We start from the raw sequence: 25,739 nt of genomic DNA, 5'->3' as shown, positions 1-25,739 counted from the left end.
CTGCTACTCGAACCTGTTACTCAAACCTGCTACTCAAACCTGCTACTCAAACCTGCTACTTAAAAACCGCTGTAACGTAAGCCGCATCTTATGACTATGTCCCGTCAGCCTTCTACCAAACCCACCGTTAACGATCTGTTGCAGAAACTAAACCAACAGAGTAATCCGATCGGGCCTGCTGCTCCTAGTAGCGACACCGATCAGGCTGGAGAAGCCACTTGGAGCCTGCCTCAAATTGTGGGAATGCTACGCCGTAAAGCGATCGTCATTGGTATTTGTGCGATCGCCATGGCGGGGCTATCGGGTTTAAAAAATGCTCGCAGTGTCCCAGAGTTTCAGGGGAGTTTTCGGTTGTTGGTGGAACCCGTGAGCCAACGCCCAGATATCAACGATCAGCTAACCGAGAGTAAATCGGCTCCTTCCAATAAGGAGTTTGACTACTCTACCCAAATTGAAGTCCTCTACAGCCCCAAACTGATGGGGGAAATCTTGAAGGATGTCAACGATCGCTATCCCGGAACAACCTATGATGTAGTTTCTCAGAAAGTCGCGATCGTACGGCTGGGCGAAACAAAAATTATCGAAGTCAGCTATAGTGATTCCAACCCTGACAAAGCACTTTTGTTACTGCAACGGTTAGCACGGGGGTATTTGGAATATAGTCGTGAAGATCAACAGGCTCAACTCAAACAAGGGTTGAAGTTTGTTAATGAACAATTGCCTAAAATTCAAAACCGGGTTAATGACTTACAAAAGCAATTGGAAGTCCTACGACAAACCCATAACTTTGTTGAAATCAAAGATTACTCCAGCACCTTAAGTGGTCAAATTGCAACTTGGACGCAGCAGCGGCAAGAAAAACAAGTTGAAATTATGGGCCTAGAAACACGACGCAAGATTCTTCAGGAAAAACTAGGTAAAACGATCGCCCTCAGCCAATCCGGTCGTTATCAAGCGCTGCTGCAAAAATATCAACTCCTCGAACAACAAATTGCCATTGAATCGGCACGGTTTGGCCCCAACTCTCCCAATATTCAGCTCCTCCAACGACAGGCAGAAAACCTTGTGCCCGTCATGCTCAAGGAAGCCGAACAGTCCGTGGGGGAACAGTTGGCAGTGGCAGAAAATGATCTACAAATTGCGATCGTTAAACAGCAAACGATCAATCAAGTTCTCAACTTCCTCAATGCCAAATATAGCCAGTTACCTATTTTGTCGCGTCAGTTTAGCGAAACTCAACGAGACTTGACGATCGCGACCGATAGCTTAACGCGATTTCTGCAAACCCAGGAAAGCCTCCAGGTACAAGCTGCCAAAAATGATGTGCCTTGGCAACTGATTTCTGAACCGAAAAATCTCAAACTGAAGCCTGGTGCCAACCCCATTAAAGGGATGATGAGTGGGGCTGTGATTGGTATTTTCATTGGGATTGGGGTTGCCTTCCTGATCGAAAAATTGGAAAACACGTACTATACCGTGGATGCAATGAAGCGCAAGGTGAAGCTCCCAATTTTAGGCATTATTCCGCTGCATCCCGATCTCAAAGATGGCATTCCTGGCATGCACATTGTGGATTTGCGCATGCCAGATACGGTGGATAGCCAATCGCTCAACGAAGCTTCCACCAATCTGAAAAACCGTATGCGGGATTTACTCAATCGCAAGGCAAATGGCCAGGAAGCGGGTGCTGCCCAAGATGACTTGGCTGTACAGAATGGCGATCGAGATAGTACCACAATCCTCAATGGAGCCGGAGCACCCAGTTCCTTGCCCAGTGATCGCAAAGCGCTGCCCCTCGTGGAACTTAATTTAGATCTGGAGGAAGCAACCAAAGCAGAAACGGCAGCATCCGAGTTAGCGCTGGCTGATCCCAATAACAATTACTGGCTACGGGAATATGATGCTTACGGATTTATGGAAGCCTTCCGTACCCTGTACTGCGCCATGCAGCAATTGGGCGAAGGTCGCTTAGAGAACGGGCTGGTGATCAGTTCCGCCCTACCCACCGAAGGACGAACCACGATCGCAGTGCACTTAGCCCAAGCAGCAGCAGCGTTAGGGAAGCGAGTTTTGTTAGTCGATGCCCATTTTCGGCGGGGCAGTACCCAGATTCAATCCTTACTGGGCTTACCGAGCGGGCCAGGGCTCAGTGACTGTCTCATGGGTAAAGCCACCGTGACTCAAGTGATTCAGCGACTCTCTTGGGAATCCAGCTTATTTGTCATTGGTGCAGGCGAGCCACCCCCTGACCCCACCCGACTGTTAGCCTCTGCAAAAATGCAGGATTTAATGCCGCGTTTTCACCAGAGTTTTGATCTCGTGATTTATGACATGCCGCCGTTGATGGGACTGGCAGATGTGAAATTGCTGGCGGCCAATACTAGTGGTCTAGTCTTAATCACACGGTTAGGGAAGCGGGGCACTGCCGATGCGCTGGCCACGACGATCGATCGCCTCAATGGTGCCCGGATTCCCATCCTCGGGGTTGTCGCCAACTGTGCAACTAACTATTCCGTCGATCTTTACGCATAATCCTGGGAGCGATGTGGGATTTCATCTCGATCGCCCCCAGCCTAAATCAATACTGCAAGCAAGCTTCTGCATCAACAGAAGCTTTTTTTATAGCCGTGCTGGAATGGCTCAGTTTTAAGGGGTTCGCATTGGAGCAATCTCAAAACAGATACAACCCACAACATCAAGTTATACATCGTTATCCATCTCAAACAGCAATATATATATCATCAACAGTCCGGGGTTGCGATGCTGAATATAGCTCAGACCTACACCAGTTATTTTTATGACCCTACTGTTAACCTTTGCTAGCACTCTGTTAGGGGGCTTATGTTTAACACCCCTTGCCAAAATCCTCGGGGCTTCCTGGGGCTTTTTGGATCAACCCGATTCCCGTAAAATTCACCAGCAACCCATGGTGCGCATGGGCGGATTAGCGATCTGTGCTGCGACGTTTCTAGGATTACTGGGGATGATGGTCGCAGGCGTTGCCCTGCCCACGAGTAACCCTGCATTTATGGCAATGCTCCTGGGCAGCGTGGGATTTTTTGCGATCGGCTTGGCCGACGATCGCTGGAGTTTGTCACCGATTCTGCGCTTGGGTCTGCAAGCGGTGATTACTGCCATTACCTGGTATTTTGGATTGCGTCTGGATGTCCTTCCTATCCCAGGCATTGGCACGATCGACCTAGGACTCTTCAGCCTACCGATTACCTTTCTCTGGTTAGCGGGGGTCACAAATGCAATCAATTGGCTGGATGGCTTGGATGGTTTAGCTTCCGGCGTCAGCGCGATCGCGGCAGTCATGTTTGCATTGGTAAATTGGAAGCTAGGCAATTCTGATATTGCTATGATTTCCCTAGCCGTTGCAGGAGCCACGATCGGCTTTCTCCGGTACAACTTCAAACCCGCACAACTTTACATGGGCGACAGTGGTTCCTATTTCCTCGGCTCCATGCTGGGTGGTATTGCAATCCTGACAGTCCAAAACCATGCCAACTTTACCCTTGCCATGTTGCCCTATGTAATTCTGGCAGTACCCATTTTGGACATGACCTTTGTAATTGTGAGCCGTCTGCGGGAAGGCAAATCCCCCTTCTTCCCCGATCGTCGCCACATTCACCACCGCTTACTCCAAGCGGGTCTATCTCAGACTAGCGCAGTGTTAAGCATTTATGGCCTCATGGGTTGGGCAGGCTTAAGCGGCATTCTCCTCAATATCAATTACGTCGCCTGGAGCAATGTATTCCTGCTCGTGTTTATCTTACTGATCACCCAAATCACCATCAAACCTCAAATTACCCAACTCCCCCAAGGCTAACCGTTCCTTCTCACTCTCCCACTCTCCCACCTTCCCTACGCCCTTGCTAGCTCAAGCTTCTTAATTCTCAGCCTTACTTTTCCCCTCATTGTGTGAATTGTTCATCCCATTAACGCTATGCAATCAACCGTCGGTATAGGCCAAACATCCGTTGCTCCTTGCTTGCACTTTTGGACACCCGGTCTCTTCGACTTTAAAGGGGGTATCCAAGTCTTCTCCCAATTTCTCCTACAAAATCTGCAAGCGCTCTATCCTCAGATTCAGTACGATGTTTTCTCCATGCACGATCGCGATCCTGCTAGCCAGCGCGATCGCTATTTACCTCAGACAAAGTTCTGGGGCCAGGGACAGATTCCCATTCGGTTGAGAACGCCTACCTTTGCCGCCCAAATTGTCAGCATGGGCCTGTGGCAGCGGCCTAATTTAGTGCTGACGACCCATCTGAATTTCACGGTGGCTGCCCATCGCCTCAAACAACTTGCAGGAGTCCCCTATTGGACGATGGCCCATGGATTTGAAGCCTGGGAAATCGATCGTCCCCAGGTGCGCCAAGCCTTGACTAACGCCGATCGTATTCTTGCCGTTAGCCACTACACCCGCGATCGTATGTTGGCAGGATTGGAAATTGACCCCGATCGCATTCATGTTTTGCCCAATACCTTCGGGGCAGAGCGATTTCAAGTGGCGGAGAAACCGGCTGCTCTGTTAGAACACCACGGCCTGCGGCGGGACCAGCCGGTGATTTTGACGGTCAACCGTTTGGCAGCCGGGGAATCCTTCCACAGTTACGATCAGATTTTGGCCGCGTTACCCCAGATTCGCTCAGCGATTCCGGATGTGCATTATCTGATTGTCGGTGGTGGCAACGATCGCCAACGGTTAGAAAAACTGATTCGCGCCCAAAACCTCCAGGATTGTGTCACCTTGGCGGGATTCATTCCCGATGAGGAACTCCCCGCCTATTACAATCTCTGTGATGTGTTTGCCATGCCCAGCAAGCTGGAGGGATTTGGCATTGTCTACCTAGAAGCCATGGCATCGGGAAAACCCGTTGTAGGGGGCCAGGATGGCGCGATCGATGCGCTGGATCGAGGTCGCTTAGGCGCGATCGTGAATCCCGATGATGTCGCGGAAATTGCCACCACCCTGACGCAAATTCTGCAACAGCAATATCCCAATCCCCTTCTGTATCAGCCCCCTGCCCTGCGGGAAGCGGTGGTACAAACCTTTGGCCCGCTGGGATTCCAACAACGGTTGTCTACCCTGATGGCCGATTCCCCGCTCCTCCAGCCGTTATTGATTCCCAGTAATAGTTTTTCTTAGCGTCTTTTTCTTAGTGTTTCTAGCACAATACAGTCCTGTGCCCATTTCCCAATGTTTAAACCGTTTTCCTGCCAATGACCTAATGCATTTCTATGAAAATTCTTCACGTCATTCCCTCCGTTTCACCTGTGCGGGGTGGCCCCAGTCAAGCTGTGTTGGAAATGGTGTATGCCCTGCGTCAACAGGGGATTGATGCCGCGATCGTCACAACCAACGACAGCGGCGATGATTTACTGCCCCTTCCCTTACACCAATGGATTGACTATCCCGTCTACCCCAGTTCTACCGCTGATTCTTCCGATGCCGCATACAAGACGGTTCCCCTGCAAGCATTCCCCAAGTTTGCTCCCGCTCTTTCAGCCGTTCGGGAATTCACCTTTTCCTCGGCACTTACCCGTTGGCTGTGGCATTCCATTACGGATTATGACTTGGTTCACATCCACGCCATTTTTTCCTATCCATCAACCATTGCAATGGCGATCGCACGGGCAAAAAATGTTCCCTACATTGTGCGGCCCCTGGGACAACTCTGTACCTGGTCGCTGCAACAGGGAGCCGCAAAAAAACGGGCCTATTTGAAAATCATTGAAATGGCCAATTTACAAGGAGCCCGATCGCTGCATTTCACCGCGCTGCAAGAACAGCAGGAAGCCCAAGCCGTTGGGTTAAACACCCCCAGTTTTGTGGTACCCCACGGGTTGGACATGCCAGCGGTCAACGCCCAAGCCAAGCAGGAGTTACGCCAACAGTTGAATCTCCCAGCCGATCAACCGATCGTCCTCTTTCTCTCTCGGCTCCATCCCAAAAAGGGGTTTGATGCGCTCATTCCCGCCTTACAGCAATTGCGAGATCTACCCTTCCAGTTTGTGATGGCGGGGAGTGGGGCGGCGGAGTATGAAGCGCAACTGGCGGCGGAAATTGAGGCAGCGGGCTTGACCGATCGTACCCATTGGCTGGGCTTTGCTAAGGGCACCACCAAACAGCGGCTGTTGCAAGGGGCGGATTTATTTGTCTTACCCTCCCATTCCGAAAACTTTGGTATTGCCGTGCTGGAAGCATTGGCCAATCGATTGCCCGTACTGATTACGCCGGGAGTGGCCTTGGCAACGTTGGTGCAGGAGCATAACCTGGGTTGGGTAACGGAGCAAACCCCCGATGCGGTGGCCGCTGGTCTGCGATCGGCCTTGCAAGATCCAGCTACTCGGGAAGCCATGGGAATTCGAGCAGAACTTGCAGTGCGATCGCAGTTCTCCTGGCCCCAAATTGCAAAACAGTTAGTTCAACATTATCAATCCATTCTTTTCTACGATGCTAAACTCTATCACGCCGGTTATTCTGACCTACAACGAGGCTCCCAATATTGAGCGGACGCTACAAAGTTTGGCCTGGGCCGATCGCATTGTCGTGGTGGACAGCCACAGTACCGATGAAACGCTGGAAATTTTGGCGCGGTATCCTAAAGTTGACGTGTTTTCCCGTACCTTTGATACCCATGCCCAACAGTGGAACTATGGCTTAGCCCAGGTGGAAACGGAATGGGTTCTGTCCTTGGATGCGGACTATCGCTTGAGCAAAGAATTGGTTACGGAAATGCAAGGGTTATCAGCCCGATCGAGCGTAGACAGTTACTTTATCCCGTTCAAATATTGCGTCTTTGGCAAGCCGCTGCGGGGAACCTTACTGCCGCCTCGGGAAGCCCTCTTCCGCAAGTCTAAGGCCACGTATATTAACGATGGCCACACGCAGTTACTAGCGGTGCAGGGAGAAGCCAGCGCGGTGAAGTCGGTGATTTACCATGACGATCGCAAAGCCTTTGGGCGCTGGCTTTGGGCCCAGGATCGCTACGCCATTTTGGAGGTGAAAAAGTTACTCACGGCAACCCCCGATCAACTGAGCTTTGGAGATCGACTACGCCAGAAAAAATTCCTGGCACCTGTGGTTGTGTTGATCTACTGTTTGATTCTACGACAAGGGATTTTCGATGGTTGGCGGGGCTGGTTCTATGCGTTTCAGCGAGTGTTAGCAGAACTGATTTTGTCGGCTCGTCTGATTGAAGCAAGTTGCAATCCCGACACGGATATTGTGCTTACGTTGAAGGCAATTGATGTAACGAATCGTGACGCAACGAATTCTGATGCAAAACTAGCCCCATCCAACCGCCATACTGCTGACATGCCAGTGACATGATGTTCAGTAACAATAATGGGGAGTCACCGGTTGCTCCGTCAGCAGATGGCTGGGTAGCAGCCTGAGTCAGCCTTATAACAGTTGTGTAGCTAGCCCGATCGGGATTCCCTGGATAAAAGGATCCCGATTTTTTATTGCCACTGGCCAACCTGATTCAGCAGCATTTTGCAGCCATAACCCACCTCATCAAGCCTGAGTATTCTGGCTATTGGGATACAAATTCAGCGGTGAAAATTGAGTACAGTATATAAATTACCATAGAAAAATCACCATCGGCAGCTTTGCCGCTCACACCTACATAGTTGCTTCAGTTCTCGATTCTTGAGCAAGGTTATGAGCACAACTACGCATCATGAGCGCAACATAACAGTCTTGGGATACCCAGCAAATCAAGGCAGATGGTTGTTGATTCCCCTGGGGATGATTATTTTACTCTGTCTAGGAAGTGTATATTCCTGGAGTATTTTTAGAATTCCTTTAGAAAATGAGCTCGGCATTAGTGCAACTGAAAGTTTGTTACCCTATACCTTCGTATTAGTTTTCTATGCTGCGCTAATGCCAATCACAGGCTTTTACATTCCTCGTCTGGGGTCTCGCCTGACGATCGCGATCGGAGGCATGGTCGTAGGCTTGGGGTATATTCTTTCAAGCTTTGCAAACCAGATCGGCCTTCTCATCCTTACCTACGGCGTGATTGCTGGCACCGGCATCGGTATTGTTTATGGCGTCCCTATCTTTGTCATTTCCCGATGGTTTCCTGATCAAAAAGGATTAGCGGTAGGGTTGACGATTGTTGGGTTTGGACTTTCTCCCCTAATCACAGCTCCAATAGTCCACCAATTAATTGCAGCCTACTCGGTTCGTCCTACCCTACGGGTTCTTGGGATCACTTTCACAGTGATTATTTTAGCGATCGCTATGACGATGAAGTTGCCTCCTCAGGGGTGGCATCCTCAGCAAACTATCGCAGCAGCTCCCACAATCTCGCCTCCAACCTACCCTAGAAACTTGCTAAAAAGTCGATCATTTTATGGGCTATGGCTTTGCTACGCGATCGGAACCTTAGTCGGCTTAAGTGCGATTGGAATTTCCAGTCCAGTCGGAGGCGAAATCATTGCTATCAATCCAACGGTAGCTGCGAGTAGTGTCTCTTTATTTGCGCTGTTTAACGGGATCAGCCGTCCGCTCTTTGGTTGGCTCTGCGATCGCTTCAAGCCTCACTACGTGGCCATTTTGTCCTACATTCTTACTCTAATCGCATGCATCTTAATGATGAAGGCTCAAGCGGGACAGGTTGTCACCTATCTCACGGCCTTTTGCCTGTTTTGGTTTTGTCTTGGTGGGTGGTTAGCAATGGCTCCAACCATTACGTTACGCTTCTTTAATCCCGAACAGTATGCTCAAAACTATGGTCTAGTCTTCACAGCCTACGGCGTAGGTGCTTTGATTGGGACGTTAGTCACAGGCCGCATTCGAGACATTTTGGGAACCTACAACTATGTGTTCTATCCGATGGCGTTTTTAGCTATTCTAGGCATTATTCTTGCTAATCTGCTTCTGAAACCTGAAAAGATCATTACTGATTCTTCTCCAAATTAGATGCTCTATCAAAGTAGACCCATCACTAATTCATGGAGATTCATAATCGATTTCCACAAAGATTACAGAATCTAAAATAGTCAACTTTGGCAAACCGAGTATCAATTTATTGCCATTAAAAATTGCAAGCCAATACACTCTATAAAACGCATTCTATAAAATTCGTGAATTTACCCTTGAATCACAAAACACATTACTAGTATGTTTACTACCGATGTGTTTGCTACTAATGTATCTACCAAAGTAATTATAGAAATATCAATCTACAGCATCCGTTTAGCAATTACAGCATAGAATGGATCACCACTCGCAAAACCCATCATTTGTAGAATTGCTGGAGCCTGCGATCGACGGGTAATGACTTCCGGTGTACTAAACCGGGGAACGGCGGCAAAATAGGACTTTACCAGCTCTACCCGATCGGTCTCAGACCCATCTCGCCAAGCCGCGATCGCCTTTTGATAAAACATGCGGTTGGAGAAACTCACAATACACAATCCATTCGGTTTGAGAACACGATAAATCTCAGTAAAAATTGCTTCGGGATATTGCAAATACTGCACCGAGACCGTGCATAATACCGCATCGAACGATTGATCTGTCAGCGGAAGTTGCAGATCAACGTTGAGATTTTGCACAAAAAAATGGTTGAACCGAGGATTTTTTTGCAACTCTTCTGGGTTCAATCCATGGCCTTCCACATAGGCAAATTCCATCTCTTCCGGCAAATGGGACACCCAGCTACTCATCAGATCCAAGATCCGCATTCCCGGCTGCAAGCGATCGCGATACAGCTCTGTCAATTGCTGGATAAATCCTTCATCAACATGGGTCACAAATCGCGGATAGTCGTAAAACAAACGATCGTCGGAGGCATCCAGTTTCGTTCGTTGTTCAGGTCGGAGCAGCATAACTTTAGGATCCACCAAGAGCGTAAACAACAGGCCAGTATAAAGTTATGTTAACCGACTCCGTTCAACGATGGTGACTGAACCAAGTTTGCAGTTGCTCTCGGCAAGCCTGCTCCAAAATTCCACTCACAACCTTGAGCCGATGATTGGAAGCTGGCCCATCGGGAATATTCAGAACACTGCGCACCGCACCGGCTTTTAAGTCATCCGCTCCATAGACCAACTGCCCCAGTCGCGCTAGCCCGATCGCGCCCGCACACATCGGACAAGGTTCCAGGGTGACATAGAGCGTACAGTCATTGAGATGCCAATTACGACGCACTAACCCCGCTTGCCGTAACGCTAAAATTTCCGCATGGGCAGTCGGGTCTTGATCCCGCTCCCTGCGATTACTCGCTTCCGCTAACACTTGCCCCGCCCGATCGACCACCACGGCTCCCACCGGGACATCTCCCGCTGCCCCCGCCGCTTCTGCCAGGTCTAAGGCTCGTAACATCCAGCGGCGATGCTTCAGATACTCCGGGTGTTCGATCGATGGAGAAAAATTTGAATAGGTCACCGTTAAATATTCACAATCTTCATTGAGCTATAACAAGGCTCAAACCGCCACACGCCTTCAGGCAAACCATTTGGAATACCTCAGATGAGTGCTAAGGCATCCATCCCTATCAGTTCAAGTCTATGCAGTGAAGCAGGATGTCCTTAAAATAGCGATCGGTGCTCTTGTTCCAACGTTGACTACTCTAACGAGTTTATGGCGAGTCTCCTACCTGAGTTACAGAAACTAGCCCAATATCTCCTGGGTGAGTTTGACAACCGCAGCCAAGCGATCGACGAACCCATCTGGTACGTCAATCTTCGTCTCTGGCACCGTCTCACCCCCCTCTTTAGCGAAGACAGCATGACTATCTTTGCGGAACAGGCCAACGCCCTTCAGCTTGACTCTCCCTATCGCCAACGTCTTCTCCGAATCCAGGTATCCGCCTGTGAAGCGCCTAATGGCACCCATGGCGAGCCCAGTCCCGAACAGTATTATCCCCTTCAAGTGCAATACTATGGATTCAAAGATCCCAGTCAATTCAAAGAAGCAGGCCAGGATCCAGCCAAACTGCAAAGCATAACCGAAGCCGATATTGAGCAATTACCGGGATGCCTCTTAGAGGTGACCCCCCAACGGAGGACAAATGCCGTTGGGGTAGATCAACTGGGCTATGCTGCGATCGCCCCAGAAGGCTCCTGTTGTCAATTTTCCTACCCAGAGAGAGGAGAACGAAAAATAGGCCAAGTTGCCCTAGGGTTCTGGGTCAGTGAATCTTGGTTTTACAGTTATGACAAAGGAATTTCTCCAGAGACTGGAGAACCAATTTGGGGCGCACTTATGGGCCCTTACCAGTTTCAAAAACGCGCTTGAAGATTTGAACAGGTCATCAGTTAACCCCAAACCCTTGAGGATTCAGGCACTTTGATGGCTAAAACCCATTACCCGAACTTGTCGTCCCAAGCGCCACGATCGTTGAGTTGATTGGTTAAGCAACCCCCCTCGGGACGCCCTCTAGAGCTTCTTCTTCAGTCTCGAAAATTTCAAACACTGAGTCCATCATGGTCACTTCGAAAACCAATCGGGCTTCCGGATGGACATTACAAATTCTGAAACTACCCCGAACCTTGTCTGCATCCCGCATCCCTGCGACCAAGGACGTTAGGCCGGAGCTATCAATAAAATTGACTTGTCCGAGATTGACAACAACGTGATGACTCTGCTTAGAAATACATTCTTGCAGCGTTAAACGAAATTGCCATGCAGTCGTAATGTCCAGGCGACCGACCGGTGTCAGGACAATCACGCTATTCCCGTCACGGGTTGTATGAACTCTTTGCTCCATGTGTATTGACCTCTGATCTACGTCAATCACTGCTTTCCCCTGAGATTGATGACACTGGTATAACTCAGTTATGCCCAAAAAATGCTACACCTAAACAGAAAACCTAGATTCTTCTATCAGCTAGGTAGCTCAACAATCTCAACTGCCCTGACAGTGAGCATTACTGAATTTTACAGCCCTTATTTCAGCTAGCAGAGCTTCAGCTACAAGCTAGACTTAAAAGCTACACTCTAGCCAAATGATTGAGTCAGCAAGCTAATTCAGTGGGTAGTTTGATCGGTCACTCTTTAGAAGATTGAAACAGCCTGAGGAGAGCCCAAGCTGTCTCATTAAGCGATGACTGAGTGTAGCTTTAGGTGAACCCAAGAAGCAACTATGAGCGGGATCACACAACATCGCTCTGTGATCCTATGGCTTCCAATCCCTAGCAGCTAAACGGATTTAGACAGGGGCCAATTGATCCAGTCCTGAGGCTTCAAGAACGTTTCATACAGCCGAGCTTCTGGGGTGCCGGGTTCTGGGTTGTAGCTATATTCCCAACGAACGAGAGGGGGTAAGGACATCAAAATCGATTCCGTCCGGCCATTGGTTTGCAAGCCAAAGATCGTTCCACGATCGTAAACCAAGTTGAATTCTACGTAGCGACCTCGACGATACAGTTGGAACTGCCGTTCCCGATCGCCGTATTCCGTGTTGCGTCGCCGTTCGACAATGGGCAAATAAGCTGGCAAGAAAGCCTGTCCGCAAGCTTGGACAAACGAGAATAGCGTCTCCCAAGTCCGACCTTCCACCGCCCCAACTTGATTGCTGTACTGAGCTGCTGGGGTATCCATCTGGGAACCCGGATAGGAGATGGGATAGAGCACACCCGTTGGATCCTGGTAGTCAAAGAAAATTCCACCCACCCCTCGGGTCTCTTGCCGGTGCTTCAGGTAGAAATACTCGTCACACCAGAGTTTAAAGGTGTTGTAATACTCCGGATGATGCTGATCGCAGGCATTTTTCAACGTTTGGTGAAAATGCACGACATCCTCTTCAAAGGGATAGTAGGGAGTGAGGTCGATCCCACCACCAAACCACCAAACGGGGCCGGCTTCAAAGTAACGATAGTTGAGGTGAACCGTGGGGATATAGGGGTTCCTGGGATGGAGCACCATGGAAGTCCCTGTGGCGTAGAACTCATGCCCCCGAGCCTCAGGCCGCTGCACCAAAATGGAGGGCGGCAAGTCCTTACCCCAAACCTCAGAAAAGTTGACGCCGCCTTGCTCAAAGACGTTGCCTTCGCGAATCACCCGCGATCGACCGCCACCGCCTTCTGCCCGTTCCCAGCTATCCTGCTGGAACTGACCTAATCCATCTGCCTCTTCCAATCCCTTGCAAATATTCTCTTGCAGAGACTTCATCCACTGGCTAACCCGCTCGCGGGAATCCGAAGGTGGCATGTTATCAACTTGTGGTTTGGGAGGGGTAGAGAATGCAGTCATAGGAGTCTTCGACAGGATAATAGATAGTTTTTATGCTGGGAACAGAGTAGTAATGTCTCCCCGGCAACCCCATTTCATGAGTCACATTTCACGCAGGAACTACACTTCACGAAGATGAGGTTGAATCGAGACTAAATGACTCTATTCTGTGCAACGAGTTGTGCAACGAGATTCTATGCAACGAGCTGCAAGGGTTCTAGCATGAGCACTCATGACAGCGGTCGATCGTCTGTAACGATCTCAAAATAGACTACCGTGTATCGTTGACCACACCAATGGGATCCTTAAAGCAAAGCCCCTAAAATCCTTACCCCATAAAGATTTGAGCTTTTGTTAAATTGTTTGAATCCGGGTTAACTAACCTTTGCATTGGGTCTTTGCATTGGGGAAGAGAACCTTGCAGGTCTCGTCAACAGGTAAGATTGAAAGACAGATTTTTAACATTTAGTAACGCTCGTGCTGGGCGATCGACCCACCTAAATTTTTGGTTATGATCCTGAGTGTAGAGTCCGTTTTAGAAGTCCTTAAACCCGTTCAAGATCCAGAGCTGCGCAAAAGCTTGGTGGAACTGAACATGATCCGCAATGTTCAGGTGACGGGAGGTCAAGTTCGCTTCACCCTCGTTTTGACCACACCCTCCTGTCCCCTACGTCAATTTATTGTGGAGGACTGCGAAAAAGCGGTGCGGACGCTACCGGGCGTGGAAACCGTGGAGGTGGAAGTCACCGCAGAAACACCTAAGCAAAAGAGCGCTCCGGGCCGATCGGACGTTCCTGGAGTCAAAAATATCATTGCGGTTTCCAGTGGCAAAGGGGGAGTGGGCAAGAGTACCGTTGCGGTGAATTTAGCCGTTGCCCTGGCCCAAGCTGGGTCTAAGGTCGGTCTGATTGATGCTGATATCTATGGCCCCAATGCTCCCACCATGCTGGGGTTGGCCGACGCCAAGGTCATGGTGCGCCAAGGGGAAGCCGGTGAAGTCATTGAGCCAGCCTTTAACCATGGGGTCAAATTAGTCTCCATGGGATTTTTGATTGATCCCGATCAGCCTGTCATTTGGCGGGGGCCCATGATTGACAGTATGGTACGGAATTTTCTCTACCAGGTGGAATGGGGAGAGCTAGATTATCTCATCGTAGATATGCCGCCGGGCACGGGGGATGCGCAGCTGACGATGGCACAACGAGTTCCCATGGCGGGCGTTGTGATTGTGACCACACCCCAAACGGTGTCTTTAATTGATGCCCGTCGTGGACTCAAGATGTTCCAGCAATTGGGCGTTCCGGTGCTGGGGCTGGTTGAAAACATGAGTTATTTTGTGCCACCTGATTTACCCGATCGCCAATATGACATTTTTGGTTCGGATGGCGGGAAAAAAGCGGCGAAGGAATTGGAGGTGCCGTTATTAGGATGTGTGCCGATCGAGATTCCTTTGCGGGAAGGGGGCGATCGTGGATTGCCGATCGTCTTGGCTGAACCCAGCTCAGCCTCCGCCAAAGCCCTCCAGGAAATTGCCCAAACCGTTGCAGCCAAGGTTTCCGTTGCTGCACTTGTCTAGAGACTCGAAGGAGCCAGATTGCCCATGTTTCAAAAAAGTCTGTTCAAGATTCGTTGGCGATCGTGGATCCAGCCATGGGAAGGCATGGATTGGTGGCTGTTTGCAGGCACCGTAGGACTCATGGTGCTAGGTGGCATCATGATCTACAGTGTGGAACATAAGCAAGCTATCACAGACTGGAGTCGCCATTGGATCACCGGTGGCGTGGGTATCTTTCTGGCCCTTCTAATTGCACGGACTCGCTATGAAGTCTTGCTCCAATGGCGCTGGTTGGTCTACGGAATCACGGTGTTGGGTCTGCTGGCGGTGATGTTTTTCGGAACTGAAGGGCTCGGAGCCCAACGCTGGATTCCCATCGGCCCCTTCTACCTGCAACCCTCTGAGTTTGCCAAGCTCGGGGTCATTATTACCATTGCATCCCTGCTACATGAGCAGCCTGCATCCACCTTGCCTGCCATGCTCCGGGTGTTGGGGGTGGTGGCGGTGCCGTGGTTGTTGATTTTTTTGGAGCCCAACTTAGGCACCTCCCTCGTGTTTGGCTCGATTACGCTAGGGATGCTCTACTGGGGCAATGCCAATCCAGGCTGGTTGATTTTGATGTTGTCTCCAGCCTTTTCTGCGATTATCTTGGGTTCCGCTCCCAATGTCTTGAAAAATATCCAGCCTGCCTTAGAACCGTTTGGCATCGGAATTTGGTTGATTTGGGTTTTCGTCATGGGCGTGATTGCCTTTCGCAGTCTGCCTTGGAAACGCTGGGGCACCCTCACGGCGATCGTCGCCAATCTCATTTCTGGGGGCTTGTTTCGTTTCCTCTGGGAGAATGTGCTACGAGACTATCAAAAGGATCGCTTGACAGCGTTTATGCATCCCGAAGCCGATCCCCTGGGCAGTGGATATCACCTGATCCAATCCAGAATTGCGATCGGGGCGGGCGAACTCTGGGGTCGAGGCTTGTATAAAGGCACGCAAACTCAGTTGAACTTTATTCCAGAGCAACATACGGACTTTATTTTTACCGCGATCGGGGAAGAGCTGGGCTTTATTGGCTGTATTGCAGTCCTGGCGACCTTTTTGCTGATTTGCTACCGCTTGTTGATCATTGCCCAAAATGCTAAGGATGACTTTGGTTCACTGATTGCAGTTGGCATCTTTTCCATGTGGGTCTTCCAAACGTTTGTCAACATTGGCATGACAATTAACCTATCGCCGGTAACGGGCATTCCCTTGCCTTTCTTAAGTTATGGCAACGCGGCTCTATTGATGAATTTCCTGGCTGTAGGAGTTGTCTCTTCGGTAGCTAATCATCGGCAACGCACGCGATTCTAACCCGGACGCGCAATTTGGCAGGAAGGCTTCAGGATTCGTCTATCGATCGCCGAGGAAATTTCACTGGAATTTCCTCGTTTGTTTTAGGGACAAGACACGCGAAAAGCCAGGATTCCCGGTAAACTGAAGTCTGAAGTACTGATGAATCAGCCCTATGATTTTTCCGGGTTCTGTGGTTCGTGTAACCAATATGGATGATACCTACTATGGGTTTCAAGGTCTTGTGCAGCGTGTCACCGACGGCAAAGTAGCCGTGCTATTTGAAGGGGGGAACTGGGACAAAATCATTACCTTCCGCTTATCCGAACTAGAACCGGTAGAAATGGGCGGCAAGAAAAAAGGCAAGTAGGTTCAATCGGCAAGTTTCAATCGGGAAGTTAGGTTAAATGCGGCTGCCCCTCCCTCAGTTTGATGCCAGTCCTCGATCGCCCCACCATTTTGCGGAGGTGATCGAGACTGCCACGACCGAATTTCTAGCCCAGTGTTTGGAACCCGATGAACTTGGGTTTCCAGCCATGCCTCCCTTTGGCAGTTGGGTCAAGTCCAGGGACGAAGAGTCGGGGAATACGATTTACGCCGTGGTTTACCATGCGACGACGAGCCCGATCGACTCCGTGCACCGGGCCCGGGCCTTGGGATTATCACTGGCGGAACTCCGGGAACAGCAGCCGCAAATCTTTGCCATGCTGAAAACAGAATTTCGGGCCGCGATCGCGGGGTTCCAGCCCGCTCGTAAAGGCTCGGCCATTTACCATCACTTGCCACCCCGTCCCCCCCAAATTCACCAAGCTGTGCACAGTTGTACGGTGGAGGAAGTCATTGCCTTTACAGAGCAGTTAGACTTTTTGCGGACACTGTTGCAGCTAGCGGGGGCTCCGGTGGATTCCCTCGTTGCCTCAACCTTGAGAGAAATTTATCAATTGCGCAAAGCCGATCGCGCCTGGTTAGTGCAGGCAGGACGAACCCTCAGTATCTTGCTCAAGGATGACTACGATCGCCTCCGGGTCATCCTAAGTCAAATTTACGTTGACTAAGTTAATTAGCGAAGGACTCAACCAACTGGCTAATACAACTGGCTAATACAACTGGCTAATACGCCTATCGCTTCTCTCCTCTCAGCTTCTAGCCCCTCAGCAGATGGAGCCTGATTTCCTGTCCTAACCCCCTGTTTACTGTGTGGATCCTAATTTTCAGTAGTGTTTTAGCGTTTTATCTCGCATGGAACTTAGGAGCCAATGATGTTGCCAATTCCATGGGCACTTCCGTGGGATCTAAAGCAATTACCCTACGGCAGGCGCTCATCATCGCGGGAATTTTGGAATTTGTTGGGGCAGTCCTGTTTGGTCAAGGGGTTTCTAAAAAGCTAGCGACTGGGGTTGTCAATCCCAACCTATTTCTCGATCGCCCGGATTTATTGCTCTGGGGGATGGTGGCTGTCCTCATTAGCGCTAGCTTGTGGCTCAACCTAGCCACTTTTTTAGGATTACCCGTCTCCTCATCCCATGCCACCGTAGGGGCGATCGCAGGGATGGGCTGGATGGCTTGGGGCTTTCCAGCGGTCAACTGGGCCTCGATCGGAACGATTTCCCTGAGTTGGATAGCGACACCGCTGATCAGTGGATGCATCGCAGCTCTACTCTACCGCCTGCTGCATTTGGGAATTTTCGACCGTTCTAGTCCTGACCAGTCTCTTCAGGAATGGATCCCCTGGCTCTCGGTTCTGTTGACGGGAACCTTTGGGGTACTGGTATTGCCCCCCATCGTTGCTACACCGAGTCTGCGTTGGATCCCTTTACCGACTCACACGATCGCCCTAGGAATTGGGAGTCTAGCCGCGATCGTCCTCACTTTATCTTTATTGGGCGGAATCAGATCCGTAGGGGGAGAAATCAGTCCCACCGCCAACTTCGGATTCCGTCAGTTCCAGTTAGAAACCGTTTTTGCCCGATTTCAATTACTGAGTGCCTGTTGCGTCGCCTTTGCCCACGGTTCCAACGATGTCGGCAATGCGATCGCACCCTTTGCAGCCATTTTGACCATTCACCAAACCCACCAAGTCCCTCTCGCAGATTTAGATATTCCGTTGTGGGTACTGGCTTGGGGTGGCTTAGGAATTGTGGCGGGGCTGGCAGTCTGGGGCAAAAAGGTCATTTCTACGATCGGTGAAGGCATCATTCCCCTACAGCCCAGTGGGGGCTTCTGTGCAGAACTAGCAACAGCGATGACGATTTTGTTCGCCTCCCGGCTGGGCTTGCCGGTGTCTACGTCCCATGCGTTAGTCGGGGCTGTGGTGGGGATTGGCTGGGTGCAAAATTGGCGATCGATTCAATTAACCACCCTACGGTCGATCGGGCTCAGTTGGGTCGCAACGATTCCGATTGCACTGGCCTTAGGCGCGGGAACGTTCTATGGACTCCGGATCTTTCTGCCGATCGCAGGGAATGGGTTGTAATCAACCAGGCTTGGGTACTCTAAGGGAAATTTTTACCCAATAAATTTTTACCCAATAAGTAAAATCTTTGACCCAAGCTGGAGGAATTTTTCTGCTGAGTGTTCTATATAGATTGGTGATCATCTGGTTGGCCAATCACCTATGCTGCCAGCGTTCTATCCTGAAAATCCTATGAATCCTGCCATTGATTTCCAAACGGTACCCCTAGTGGCTGCCCATGATTCATCGCTGCAAAATACGCAAGCCACGTTTTATCACCTGATCCATCAATGGCGTACTGCAAACGTAGAAACGCGATCGGTGGTTGAACAAACTTTGTGGGCGACCTTTGGCCAAACCCAGGCCATCATGATTCTGGATATGTCAGGCTTTTCCAAGACAGCGAACACGAAGGGAATTCTACCCGCGTTGTCGATGATTCAGCATATGAATGCGATCGCCATTCCCCAGTTGCAAACCCAAGGGGGAGACATTATCAAATCGGAAGCCGACAATATTTTTGCCATCTTTCCGACTGTGGATTTAGCCATCACTGCCGCCTTCAACACCTTACAAGCAGTGCAGGCAGAAGGGCTAAATGTAGCGATCGGGATTGGTTATGGATCCATTTTCGTCATTGAGGATCCTGTCCACAAAGACTTTTTTGGAGACGAGGTCAACCTGGCCTCCAAATTAGGGGAAGATACCGCCGAAGGGGGGGAACTCATGATTACCGAGGCAGCCTATCAACAACTCCAAACCCCGGATCATCGCTGGGCTGAATTTCATCTGGGCATTTCTGGCATCCAAATGGTGGCCTACCAGTATCAGTTCGAGGGATTGAGCTTATCGGCCTGATCGAGGCGATGGCAATGACTTCACATTCGCCACCTCACAGACTTTTTCCACAGCTTCACGGCTAATGGACTGACGATCCCACTGTGCAGTTCTGCCAGCCCCCTGAAGTTCCCAAACTTGCCCAGTCAATTGTTTACAATTCACTTGCAAGGGCATGAACTTTCGGACTCCTTGACAGCCCGTGCCCCCCGATCGGCCTGCTGTCACTGTAATTGTGGTGACCCGTTCATTCCCGCGTTCGTAAACATCTTCCGGATCCATATAGTAGCCGCAGGCCCCACGGGTATCCATGAGGTGAACGCTGTACTTGGTCTTGAAATAATCATAAATAATCGGATCCGCTAAGTTACTAGCCTTGGCGGATTCCCCCATTCCCAGGAGCAGGCCCGGGGCAACCATCAGCCCCAGTAGGACAGTGATCGAGAAAAACGATCGCGGCCAAAGAGATATATCCAAATTAGCAATCATAACGAGCCATCAGATCATTTGTGCTTTGCATGCAGCCATACCGAACACTCCCTTGAGAACCATGGAAGCAAACGGTGGAACTTCCATACATGACCCAGGAATAATTCAAGATATGCAAAGGGGACGTTCGCGCAGATCGAGATGCTTTCGAAACACTTGCTAATTCGAAACGCTCGCCGACTTAAGTTGCCGTAACTGACTTTAAGTTGTCGTAACTGACGGAGAGAGAGGGATTCGAACCCTCGTTGAACTTACGCCCAAACAGCATTTCCAGTGCTGCGCCTTCAACCGCTCGGCCATCTCTCCAAATTGTTCTGTCAGGCAATTTGCCCCAACGAGATCTAATAGTAGCAGAGATTGCCGCATACTGAAAAGAGAAATTAAAAAACTTCTGTTCCCCCTCCTATTTTTTATGAGTCAACTGTACAAGGTGCGCATCCACAACCGGCAAAAGGGCACTTCCTACGAAATCCAAGTGCCCGACGATCGCTACATCCTGCACTGTTCCGAAAACCAAGGGGCCGATCTGCCCTTTTCCTGTCGCAATGGAGCCTGTACCGCCTGCGCAGTGCGTGTCCTCTCTGGATCCCTCGAACAGCCCGAAGCCATGGGGCTCTCCCTCGACCTGCAGAAACAGGGCTATGCCTTACTGTGTGTGAGCTATGCGCGATCGGATCTGGAAGTTGAAACCCAGGATGAGGATGAGGTATACGAATTGCAATTTGGTCGGTATTTTGGCAAGGGGCGGGTTCGGTTTGGTCTGCCGTTAGACGAAGATTAAGCAAACGGTATCCTGCCAAATTTATTCCCCCACCCTGTCATCCAGATCAGATCTGTTTTATCAGCAACGACCCATGTCCCAACTCGAAGTTTTTCTTGACATTGCCACAGAGGCTGCACTGGCAGCCGGTGCTGAACTGCAAAAGTATTGGGGCAACCTACAGGATATCCAAGAAAAAGGCCGCCCCGGTGATCTGGTCACGGAGGCCGATCGGGCTGCGGAAAAAGCCGTTCTCACCGTGTTGCATCGTCATCTTCCCAATCATTCCATTTTGGCGGAAGAGACCGGGCAAGTGGGCACCCTAGATGATGAGTTCCTCTGGGCGATCGATCCCCTGGATGGCACGACCAACTATGCCCACCAATATCCCTGTGTAGCCGTCTCCATTGGCTTAATGATTCAGGGGATTCCCCAGGTAGGCGTGGTCTATAACCCCATCCACCAGGAACTCTATCGGGCCGCCAAAGGTCAGGGTGCAACGCTGAACCGTCGGCCTATTCAGGTTTCATCTACCGCAGAACTGAGCAAAAGTTTACTCGTAACCGGTTTTGCCTACGATCGCCATCAAACCGCAGACAATAACTACGCCGAATTTTGCCACTTTACCCACAAGACCCAGGGGGTGCGGCGGGATGGGGCAGCAGCCCTTGATTTGGCCTACGTTGCTGCCGGTCGTTTAGATGGATTTTGGGAACGGGGGCTGTCCCCGTGGGATATGGTGGCGGGCATCGTTCTGGTGGAAGAAGCGGGAGGCCGCGTCACAGCCTACGATGGTTCCGATTTTCAATTGCGATCGGGTCGGATTTTGGCAACTAATGGCAAGCTGCATTCTGCGATCGCGGAAGAACTTCAGCAAGTCAAGCCACTAGCTGCATGGGCCTGATGCTTCACCTCTGGCTGTCTTGCTCTTGGATTTTTGACGCCTTGCACCTTGGACTTCCCTCCTTAGCAAGCGTCACTGGGAGCCGGATTTTAGGCATCACCCCCCATCCATTCGCTGACTACACTACACTAAACAAAATGACATCCTAGGCAGGTTGAGACGCATGGTGTTTCAAATTCAACGGGGGCTGTTCCTAGCGGATTTCGCCGATTACTACGCTACCTTAGGGCTGCCCATCAACGCAGATCCCAAGGAGATTCGTAAGAGCTATCTCAAAATTGCCCGACGCTTGCATCCGGACAGTGCGGCAGCGGCAAGCGCCACCGATAAGCAACTAGCAGAACAATTATTGTCTAAGCTGGTCAATCCTGCGTGGGAACAACTCTCTCAGGATAAAAACAGAACAGAATATGTTCTCTTGCTCAAGCTCAAGGGGAAAGCCGCAGCACGGCAAACGATCGATCCCAGCAGCTTAGCTGCGATGGCGCAGGATCTCATGACTGCAAGCAACTTGGATCATGCCTACCGATCGGCGGTGCAAGAACTATCCCACCGTCAATATGATCAAATGGATCAAGTCATTGAGTTAACTGCCCAACTGAGTGAACTCAACCTAGTTTACTTAATGCGCACCGAAGGAGAAGGGCTGAATATTGCTACCCAAAGTCCTGCGGGTGCGAAATCTACATCAGCAACGACCTCAGGGAATTCATCGGGTAGTCCAGCCACCACCAACCCAACCCTCGGTGATAAGAGCAAAACCCCCTTTGCCCATATCCCACGCCAATCCCTCGCCGAGCCCTACTACAACCGGGCAGAGCTCGCTTTTAGAAGGCAGAACTACGCCCAGGCTATTTTAGAGCTGCGAGACGCCCTCAAAATCGAGCCCAAAAATAGTCGGTTCCACAGTTTGATGGGGATGGTTTATTTGGAACAAAAACAAGCTACGATGGCTCGCATCAGCTTTGATAAGGCGTTGGAATTTAACCCAGAGGAAGAAATGGCTCTGGTGGGGAAACAGCGTCTTCAGCAAATGGCTGCAAAAACGACCCCTACCAATGGTGCAGCCGGAAAGTCTACGGCGGACAAGCCAACCCCTGGGAAGTCCGGTGGTAAGGCGAACGGAAAATCCGATGGAAAATCCGGTGGATTATTTGGAGGGCTATTTGGGAAGAAGAAGTAATGGTTTATCAGCCGCCAAGTGGGGCGAGGGATTTATTGCCCCTGGATGTTGCGCAAAAGCGTTGGATTGAACATCGGCTTCAGCAGGTTTTGCATCGCTGGGGATACCACCGGATTATTACATCTACCCTAGAGCGGTTGGATACTTTGATGGCAGGGGGCGCGATCGCCCAACGCCAAATCTTGCAGATCCAGACAGCGGATGATGAGGCATTGGGCCTGCGTCCGGAGCTGACGGCATCGATCGCGCGGACGGCGGTGACTCGGCTGGCAGAGGGCAACCAACCCCAGCGGCTGTACTACAATGCCAACGTCTTTCGGCGACCGGAGGAAGGCAGTCACAGCGGCCAACAAGAGTTTTACCAAGCGGGCGTGGAACTGCTGGGGGGCAGTGGCCTGCTTGCGGATGCGGAAATTCTGTTATTGCTGATGGAGAGCCTCGACAATGTGGGGCTCGGACAACAGTGGCAGCTCGTCCTGGGGGAAGCGGGGCTGACCCGATCGCTGCTCTTGGCCTTTCCGGAGGCGATTCGATCGAAGGTGCGACGGGCCATTGCCCACCTCGATCGCATTGCCCTAGAGGAAATGCCGTTATCCGATGATTTGCGGGAGCGGGCGCTCTTTCTCTTGGAACTGCGGGGCAAACCAGCGGATGTCATTCAACAAGTCAGCCGTCTCCCCTTGGATGAAACCCAATGGGCCGCAGTCAACCATCTCAAGTCGTTGATTGAACTGCTGCAAACAACGATGCAGACATCCACCGAGGCGCAAACCACAGTAATCCCGATCGTGCTGGACTTGAGTTTGATCCGCACCTTTGACTACTACACTGGCATTGTGTTCGAAGCAATCAGTCATGGCCCAGCGGGACAGTTTAGTTTAGGGCAGGGGGGCCGCTACGACGAACTGCTGGGGGTTTACCATCCCCAGGGAGAATCTCGCCCAGGGATTGGCTTTTCCCTGGAATTAGAGCGCCTTCACCAGGCCCTGCTGCCCACAGGTCAGCTTCCCAGTACAACGCCCCGGAGTGATTGGCTGGTGGTGTCTGGGCAGGAAAGCACCCACGCGATCGCCTTTGCCCATAGCCAAAAGCTGCGGCAATCCCAGAACATGCTGCGGGTAGAAGTGGATTTGGGCGGACGATCGCAGGACGGGATCCGCACCTATGCTGAAGGGCGCGGCATTGCCAATATTGCTTGGATTAAAGCGGATGGTTCGATCGTGGAGGAACGGCTGGCCCCTGCGCTGTAACTACACACACGCCTGCGGTGAGTGGGAGGATTCTCCACTGCGATCGCGGGTGGGTCTCTAAGTTTGTCCTAGGCAAAGGCTTGTCCTAGAGGAAAACCCTCGTTACCCTAGATTTCTGTATCCTTAAATCCTGTTAGAAGAGAGAACACTGTGGCCCATTCGATCGTAAGTGACGTCTGTGAAGGCGTTGCAGATTGCGTTTCTGCTTGTCCAGTTGCTTGCATTCACCCAGGTGAATCCCCTAGCAAAAATTTGAAGGGAACCGATTGGTACTGGATTGATTTTTCAACCTGTATCGATTGTGGAATTTGCTTGCAAGTGTGCCCGGTGGAAGGTGCGATCGTGCCGGAAGAACGTCCCGATCTGCAACTGCACAAGGCATAGGCTAGCTTAACTCAATCACCCAAACTCCTTGGACGAAATTCCCCGTCTCAGGGTAAAGTTTGGGTGGTTCTCTTGGTCGATCGGCGCAATCTGAGCCACTGATCACCGATTACCTATCATTCCATTTGGTTTACCCCATCGCATCAAGTCCCATGGCCGATCCCATCCTGGTTGTTGAAAATGTCCACGCAGGCTACATCAAGGACTTAGATATTCTTCAGGGAGTGAATATGATTGTTCACCCAGGGGAGTTGGTGACGATCATTGGCCCGAATGGAGCGGGAAAGTCAACACTGGCTAAAACAATTTTTGGATTGCTGACACCCCACACCGGGCAAATTATTTTCAATGGTGAAGCGATCGCGGGGTTGAAGCCGGACCAAATTGTGCCGAAGGGCATGGGCTATGTGCCACAGATTTCCAATGTTTTTCGGTCTTTGACGGTGGAAGAGAATTTGGAAATGGGGGCCTATGTGCGCAATGTGGCCTTGGAACCGTTGAAGCGGGAAATGTACGATCGCTTTCCGAAGCTGGGTGAACGGCGAAAACAACGGGCGGGCACGCTTTCCGGGGGTGAGCGGCAACAACTAGCCATGGCGAAGGCGTTGATGTTGCGCCCTAGTTTGTTGCTGCTGGATGAACCTTCGGCGGCCCTGTCTCCGTTGATGGTGACTTCGGTGTTTGAACAAATTCAAGAAATTCAACGATCGGGGACGGCGATTTTGCTGGTGGAACAAAATGCTAAGCAAGCGCTGAAAATGTCCGATCGGGGCTACGTTTTGGAGGCGGGACGCGATCGCTTTGAGGGTCGGGGCATTGACCTGTTGAATGATCCCAAGGTAGGCGAACTGTATTTAGGGGTGGGTCAAGCACACTAGTCAAAGCAACGAGTTGCGAAAATCCATCACCAGAAAATCCATCACAATTAGTGCGAGAAGGTTAGTGCGAGAAGATTCCAGCAAGTAGCAGAGGAACCGCGATCGCGAGGCTGACAATCAGCATGAGTGTGCCTGCATCTACGTTGATTTCCCGAGGAATTAATTCCTTTGAGGAATTTTCCTGTTGGGAATTGGGCCGATTGGGCTTGTTATTCATATCCATTTATCAAGCACGACTGCGCCTAGGGTCATGGCCGAAACCCATAGGTCGTGCTGTTTCTCCTAGTTTCAGGGTAGCTTGCTCAGGGGAAGCTTTGTTCCTTCAGTTGCAGTTTTTAAACATTAGCTCACGATAGTCCTGTGCTTATTGGAATCTACTGTGTTCATCGGAATTTACGAAGTTGCGTTTGGGAAACCATTAAATTTTTCATAAAGTATACGTGAAAATACCACCAATATTGATAATCTCTCCTTTGAGAAGTTTTCACTAAGAGAGCAGCCCGATCGGGCTGAAGCGGCTTGA

General features: G+C 50.7%; 25 protein-coding genes and 1 tRNA gene. 19 read left to right on the top strand and 7 right to left on the bottom strand.

Annotated elements, in window-relative coordinates; translation table 11 throughout:
* The first annotated feature begins 90 nt into the window (after positions 1 to 90).
* The 6 genes from H6G21_RS00455 to H6G21_RS00430 all read left to right on the top strand — a co-directional run bounded on the left by H6G21_RS00455 (position 91) and on the right by H6G21_RS00430 (position 8,941).
* Positions 91 to 2,532, top strand: a complete 2,442-nt coding sequence (locus tag H6G21_RS00455; protein ID WP_190569387.1) for a tyrosine-protein kinase domain-containing protein — start codon at positions 91 to 93, stop codon at positions 2,530 to 2,532.
* A 265-nt stretch (positions 2,533 to 2,797) separates the two neighbouring features.
* A complete protein-coding gene (locus H6G21_RS00450) occupies positions 2,798 to 3,832 on the top strand; it encodes an MraY family glycosyltransferase (RefSeq protein WP_190569385.1) in 1,035 nt (344 codons plus the stop codon).
* A 117-nt stretch (positions 3,833 to 3,949) separates the two neighbouring features.
* Positions 3,950 to 5,155 carry a glycosyltransferase gene (locus H6G21_RS00445; protein WP_190569383.1) on the top strand — a complete coding sequence of 402 codons (1,206 nt, stop codon included), beginning with the start codon at positions 3,950 to 3,952 and terminating at the stop codon, positions 5,153 to 5,155.
* A gap of 92 nt (positions 5,156 to 5,247) precedes the next feature.
* On the top strand, positions 5,248 to 6,519 hold the full coding sequence (locus H6G21_RS00440) for a glycosyltransferase (RefSeq protein WP_190569381.1): 1,272 nt from the start codon (positions 5,248 to 5,250) through the stop codon (positions 6,517 to 6,519).
* Positions 6,464 to 7,342 carry a glycosyltransferase family 2 protein gene (locus H6G21_RS00435; protein ID WP_190569379.1) on the top strand — a complete coding sequence of 293 codons (879 nt, stop codon included), beginning with the start codon at positions 6,464 to 6,466 and terminating at the stop codon, positions 7,340 to 7,342. Before H6G21_RS00440 ends, H6G21_RS00435 begins: the two co-directional genes overlap by 56 nt.
* A gap of 333 nt (positions 7,343 to 7,675) precedes the next feature.
* Complete coding sequence (locus tag H6G21_RS00430; protein WP_190569377.1) at positions 7,676 to 8,941, top strand: OFA family MFS transporter; 1,266 nt, start codon at positions 7,676 to 7,678, stop codon at positions 8,939 to 8,941.
* Positions 8,942 to 9,204: 263 nt separating this feature from the next.
* Here the strand turns inward: H6G21_RS00430 and H6G21_RS00425 are convergent, their stop codons facing one another.
* Entirely contained in the window at positions 9,205 to 9,852 is a 648-nt protein-coding gene (locus H6G21_RS00425) for a class I SAM-dependent methyltransferase (RefSeq protein ID WP_190569374.1), read from the bottom strand.
* Positions 9,853 to 9,916: 64 nt separating this feature from the next.
* The gene (gene tadA / locus H6G21_RS00420) at positions 9,917 to 10,348 is read right to left on the bottom strand and encodes a tRNA adenosine(34) deaminase TadA (RefSeq protein WP_190570409.1); all 432 of its coding nucleotides are present in this window, start codon (positions 10,346 to 10,348) and stop codon (positions 9,917 to 9,919) included.
* 258 nt (positions 10,349 to 10,606) lie between these two features.
* Here tadA and H6G21_RS00415 point away from each other — a divergent pair, with 258 nt between their 5' ends.
* Positions 10,607 to 11,263, top strand: coding sequence for a chromophore lyase CpcT/CpeT (locus H6G21_RS00415; RefSeq protein WP_190569372.1), 657 nt, complete (start codon positions 10,607 to 10,609; stop codon positions 11,261 to 11,263).
* 115 nt (positions 11,264 to 11,378) lie between these two features.
* Here H6G21_RS00415 and H6G21_RS00410 read toward each other — a convergent pair whose 3' ends face one another.
* Positions 11,379 to 11,735, bottom strand: coding sequence for an STAS domain-containing protein (locus H6G21_RS00410; RefSeq protein WP_190569370.1), 357 nt, complete (start codon positions 11,733 to 11,735; stop codon positions 11,379 to 11,381).
* A gap of 431 nt (positions 11,736 to 12,166) precedes the next feature.
* Positions 12,167 to 13,219, bottom strand: a complete 1,053-nt coding sequence (gene hemF, locus H6G21_RS00405) for an oxygen-dependent coproporphyrinogen oxidase (RefSeq protein WP_190569366.1) — start codon at positions 13,217 to 13,219, stop codon at positions 12,167 to 12,169.
* Positions 13,220 to 13,712: 493 nt separating this feature from the next.
* Here hemF and H6G21_RS00400 point away from each other — a divergent pair, with 493 nt between their 5' ends.
* From H6G21_RS00400 to H6G21_RS00375, 6 genes are all read left to right on the top strand, one after another.
* Positions 13,713 to 14,774: a P-loop NTPase gene (locus H6G21_RS00400; RefSeq protein ID WP_190570407.1), complete on the top strand. Its 1,062-nt coding sequence runs from the start codon at positions 13,713 to 13,715 to the stop codon at positions 14,772 to 14,774.
* 24 nt (positions 14,775 to 14,798) lie between these two features.
* Positions 14,799 to 16,100: a rod shape-determining protein RodA gene (rodA, locus tag H6G21_RS00395; RefSeq protein ID WP_190569364.1), complete on the top strand. Its 1,302-nt coding sequence runs from the start codon at positions 14,799 to 14,801 to the stop codon at positions 16,098 to 16,100.
* A 154-nt stretch (positions 16,101 to 16,254) separates the two neighbouring features.
* Complete coding sequence (locus H6G21_RS00390) at positions 16,255 to 16,449, top strand: NAD(P)H dehydrogenase subunit NdhS (RefSeq protein WP_190569362.1); 195 nt, start codon at positions 16,255 to 16,257, stop codon at positions 16,447 to 16,449.
* 37 nt (positions 16,450 to 16,486) lie between these two features.
* A complete protein-coding gene (locus H6G21_RS00385) occupies positions 16,487 to 17,134 on the top strand; it encodes an HAS-barrel domain-containing protein (protein WP_190569360.1) in 648 nt (215 codons plus the stop codon).
* Between the two features lie 146 nt (positions 17,135 to 17,280).
* Complete coding sequence (locus tag H6G21_RS00380) at positions 17,281 to 18,552, top strand: inorganic phosphate transporter (RefSeq protein WP_190570404.1); 1,272 nt, start codon at positions 17,281 to 17,283, stop codon at positions 18,550 to 18,552.
* 171 nt (positions 18,553 to 18,723) lie between these two features.
* On the top strand, positions 18,724 to 19,389 hold the full coding sequence (locus H6G21_RS00375) for an adenylate/guanylate cyclase domain-containing protein (protein WP_190569358.1): 666 nt from the start codon (positions 18,724 to 18,726) through the stop codon (positions 19,387 to 19,389).
* On the opposite strand, the gene H6G21_RS00370 is transcribed toward H6G21_RS00375, so the two are convergent.
* Positions 19,378 to 19,788 (bottom strand): hypothetical protein, encoded by a 411-nt coding sequence (locus H6G21_RS00370; protein ID WP_190569356.1) that lies wholly within the window; start codon positions 19,786 to 19,788, stop codon positions 19,378 to 19,380. The genes H6G21_RS00375 and H6G21_RS00370 overlap by 12 nt on opposite strands.
* Before the next feature lie 288 nt (positions 19,789 to 20,076).
* A tRNA-Ser gene (locus H6G21_RS00365) sits at positions 20,077 to 20,163 on the bottom strand.
* A gap of 106 nt (positions 20,164 to 20,269) precedes the next feature.
* Between H6G21_RS00365 and H6G21_RS00360 the strand changes: the two genes are divergently transcribed.
* The 6 genes from H6G21_RS00360 to H6G21_RS00335 all read left to right on the top strand — a co-directional run bounded on the left by H6G21_RS00360 (position 20,270) and on the right by H6G21_RS00335 (position 25,216).
* A complete protein-coding gene (locus tag H6G21_RS00360; protein ID WP_190569354.1) occupies positions 20,270 to 20,638 on the top strand; it encodes a 2Fe-2S iron-sulfur cluster-binding protein in 369 nt (122 codons plus the stop codon).
* Between the two features lie 73 nt (positions 20,639 to 20,711).
* Positions 20,712 to 21,521, top strand: coding sequence for an inositol monophosphatase family protein (locus tag H6G21_RS00355; RefSeq protein ID WP_190569352.1), 810 nt, complete (start codon positions 20,712 to 20,714; stop codon positions 21,519 to 21,521).
* Positions 21,522 to 21,684: 163 nt separating this feature from the next.
* The gene (locus H6G21_RS00350; RefSeq protein ID WP_190569349.1) at positions 21,685 to 22,704 is read left to right on the top strand and encodes a J domain-containing protein; all 1,020 of its coding nucleotides are present in this window, start codon (positions 21,685 to 21,687) and stop codon (positions 22,702 to 22,704) included.
* On the top strand, positions 22,704 to 23,954 hold the full coding sequence (locus tag H6G21_RS00345; protein ID WP_190569347.1) for an ATP phosphoribosyltransferase regulatory subunit: 1,251 nt from the start codon (positions 22,704 to 22,706) through the stop codon (positions 23,952 to 23,954). Before H6G21_RS00350 ends, H6G21_RS00345 begins: the two co-directional genes overlap by 1 nt.
* Positions 23,955 to 24,104: 150 nt before the next feature.
* Positions 24,105 to 24,338, top strand: a complete 234-nt coding sequence (locus H6G21_RS00340) for a 4Fe-4S dicluster domain-containing protein (protein ID WP_190569345.1) — start codon at positions 24,105 to 24,107, stop codon at positions 24,336 to 24,338.
* A 152-nt stretch (positions 24,339 to 24,490) separates the two neighbouring features.
* A complete protein-coding gene (locus H6G21_RS00335) occupies positions 24,491 to 25,216 on the top strand; it encodes an ABC transporter ATP-binding protein (RefSeq protein ID WP_190570402.1) in 726 nt (241 codons plus the stop codon).
* A gap of 61 nt (positions 25,217 to 25,277) precedes the next feature.
* Here H6G21_RS00335 and H6G21_RS00330 read toward each other — a convergent pair whose 3' ends face one another.
* Positions 25,278 to 25,433 carry a hypothetical protein gene (locus H6G21_RS00330; protein WP_190570539.1) on the bottom strand — a complete coding sequence of 52 codons (156 nt, stop codon included), beginning with the start codon at positions 25,431 to 25,433 and terminating at the stop codon, positions 25,278 to 25,280.
* Between the last annotated feature and the right edge of the window lie 306 nt (positions 25,434 to 25,739).

The sequence above is a fragment of the Alkalinema sp. FACHB-956 genome, from assembly GCF_014697025.1.
In the GTDB taxonomy this organism is placed as follows: Bacteria; Cyanobacteriota; Cyanobacteriia; order Leptolyngbyales; family Leptolyngbyaceae; genus Alkalinema.
The sequence above is the reverse complement of the archived record's forward strand: the minus strand, read 5'-3'. Positions and strand labels throughout refer to the sequence as shown.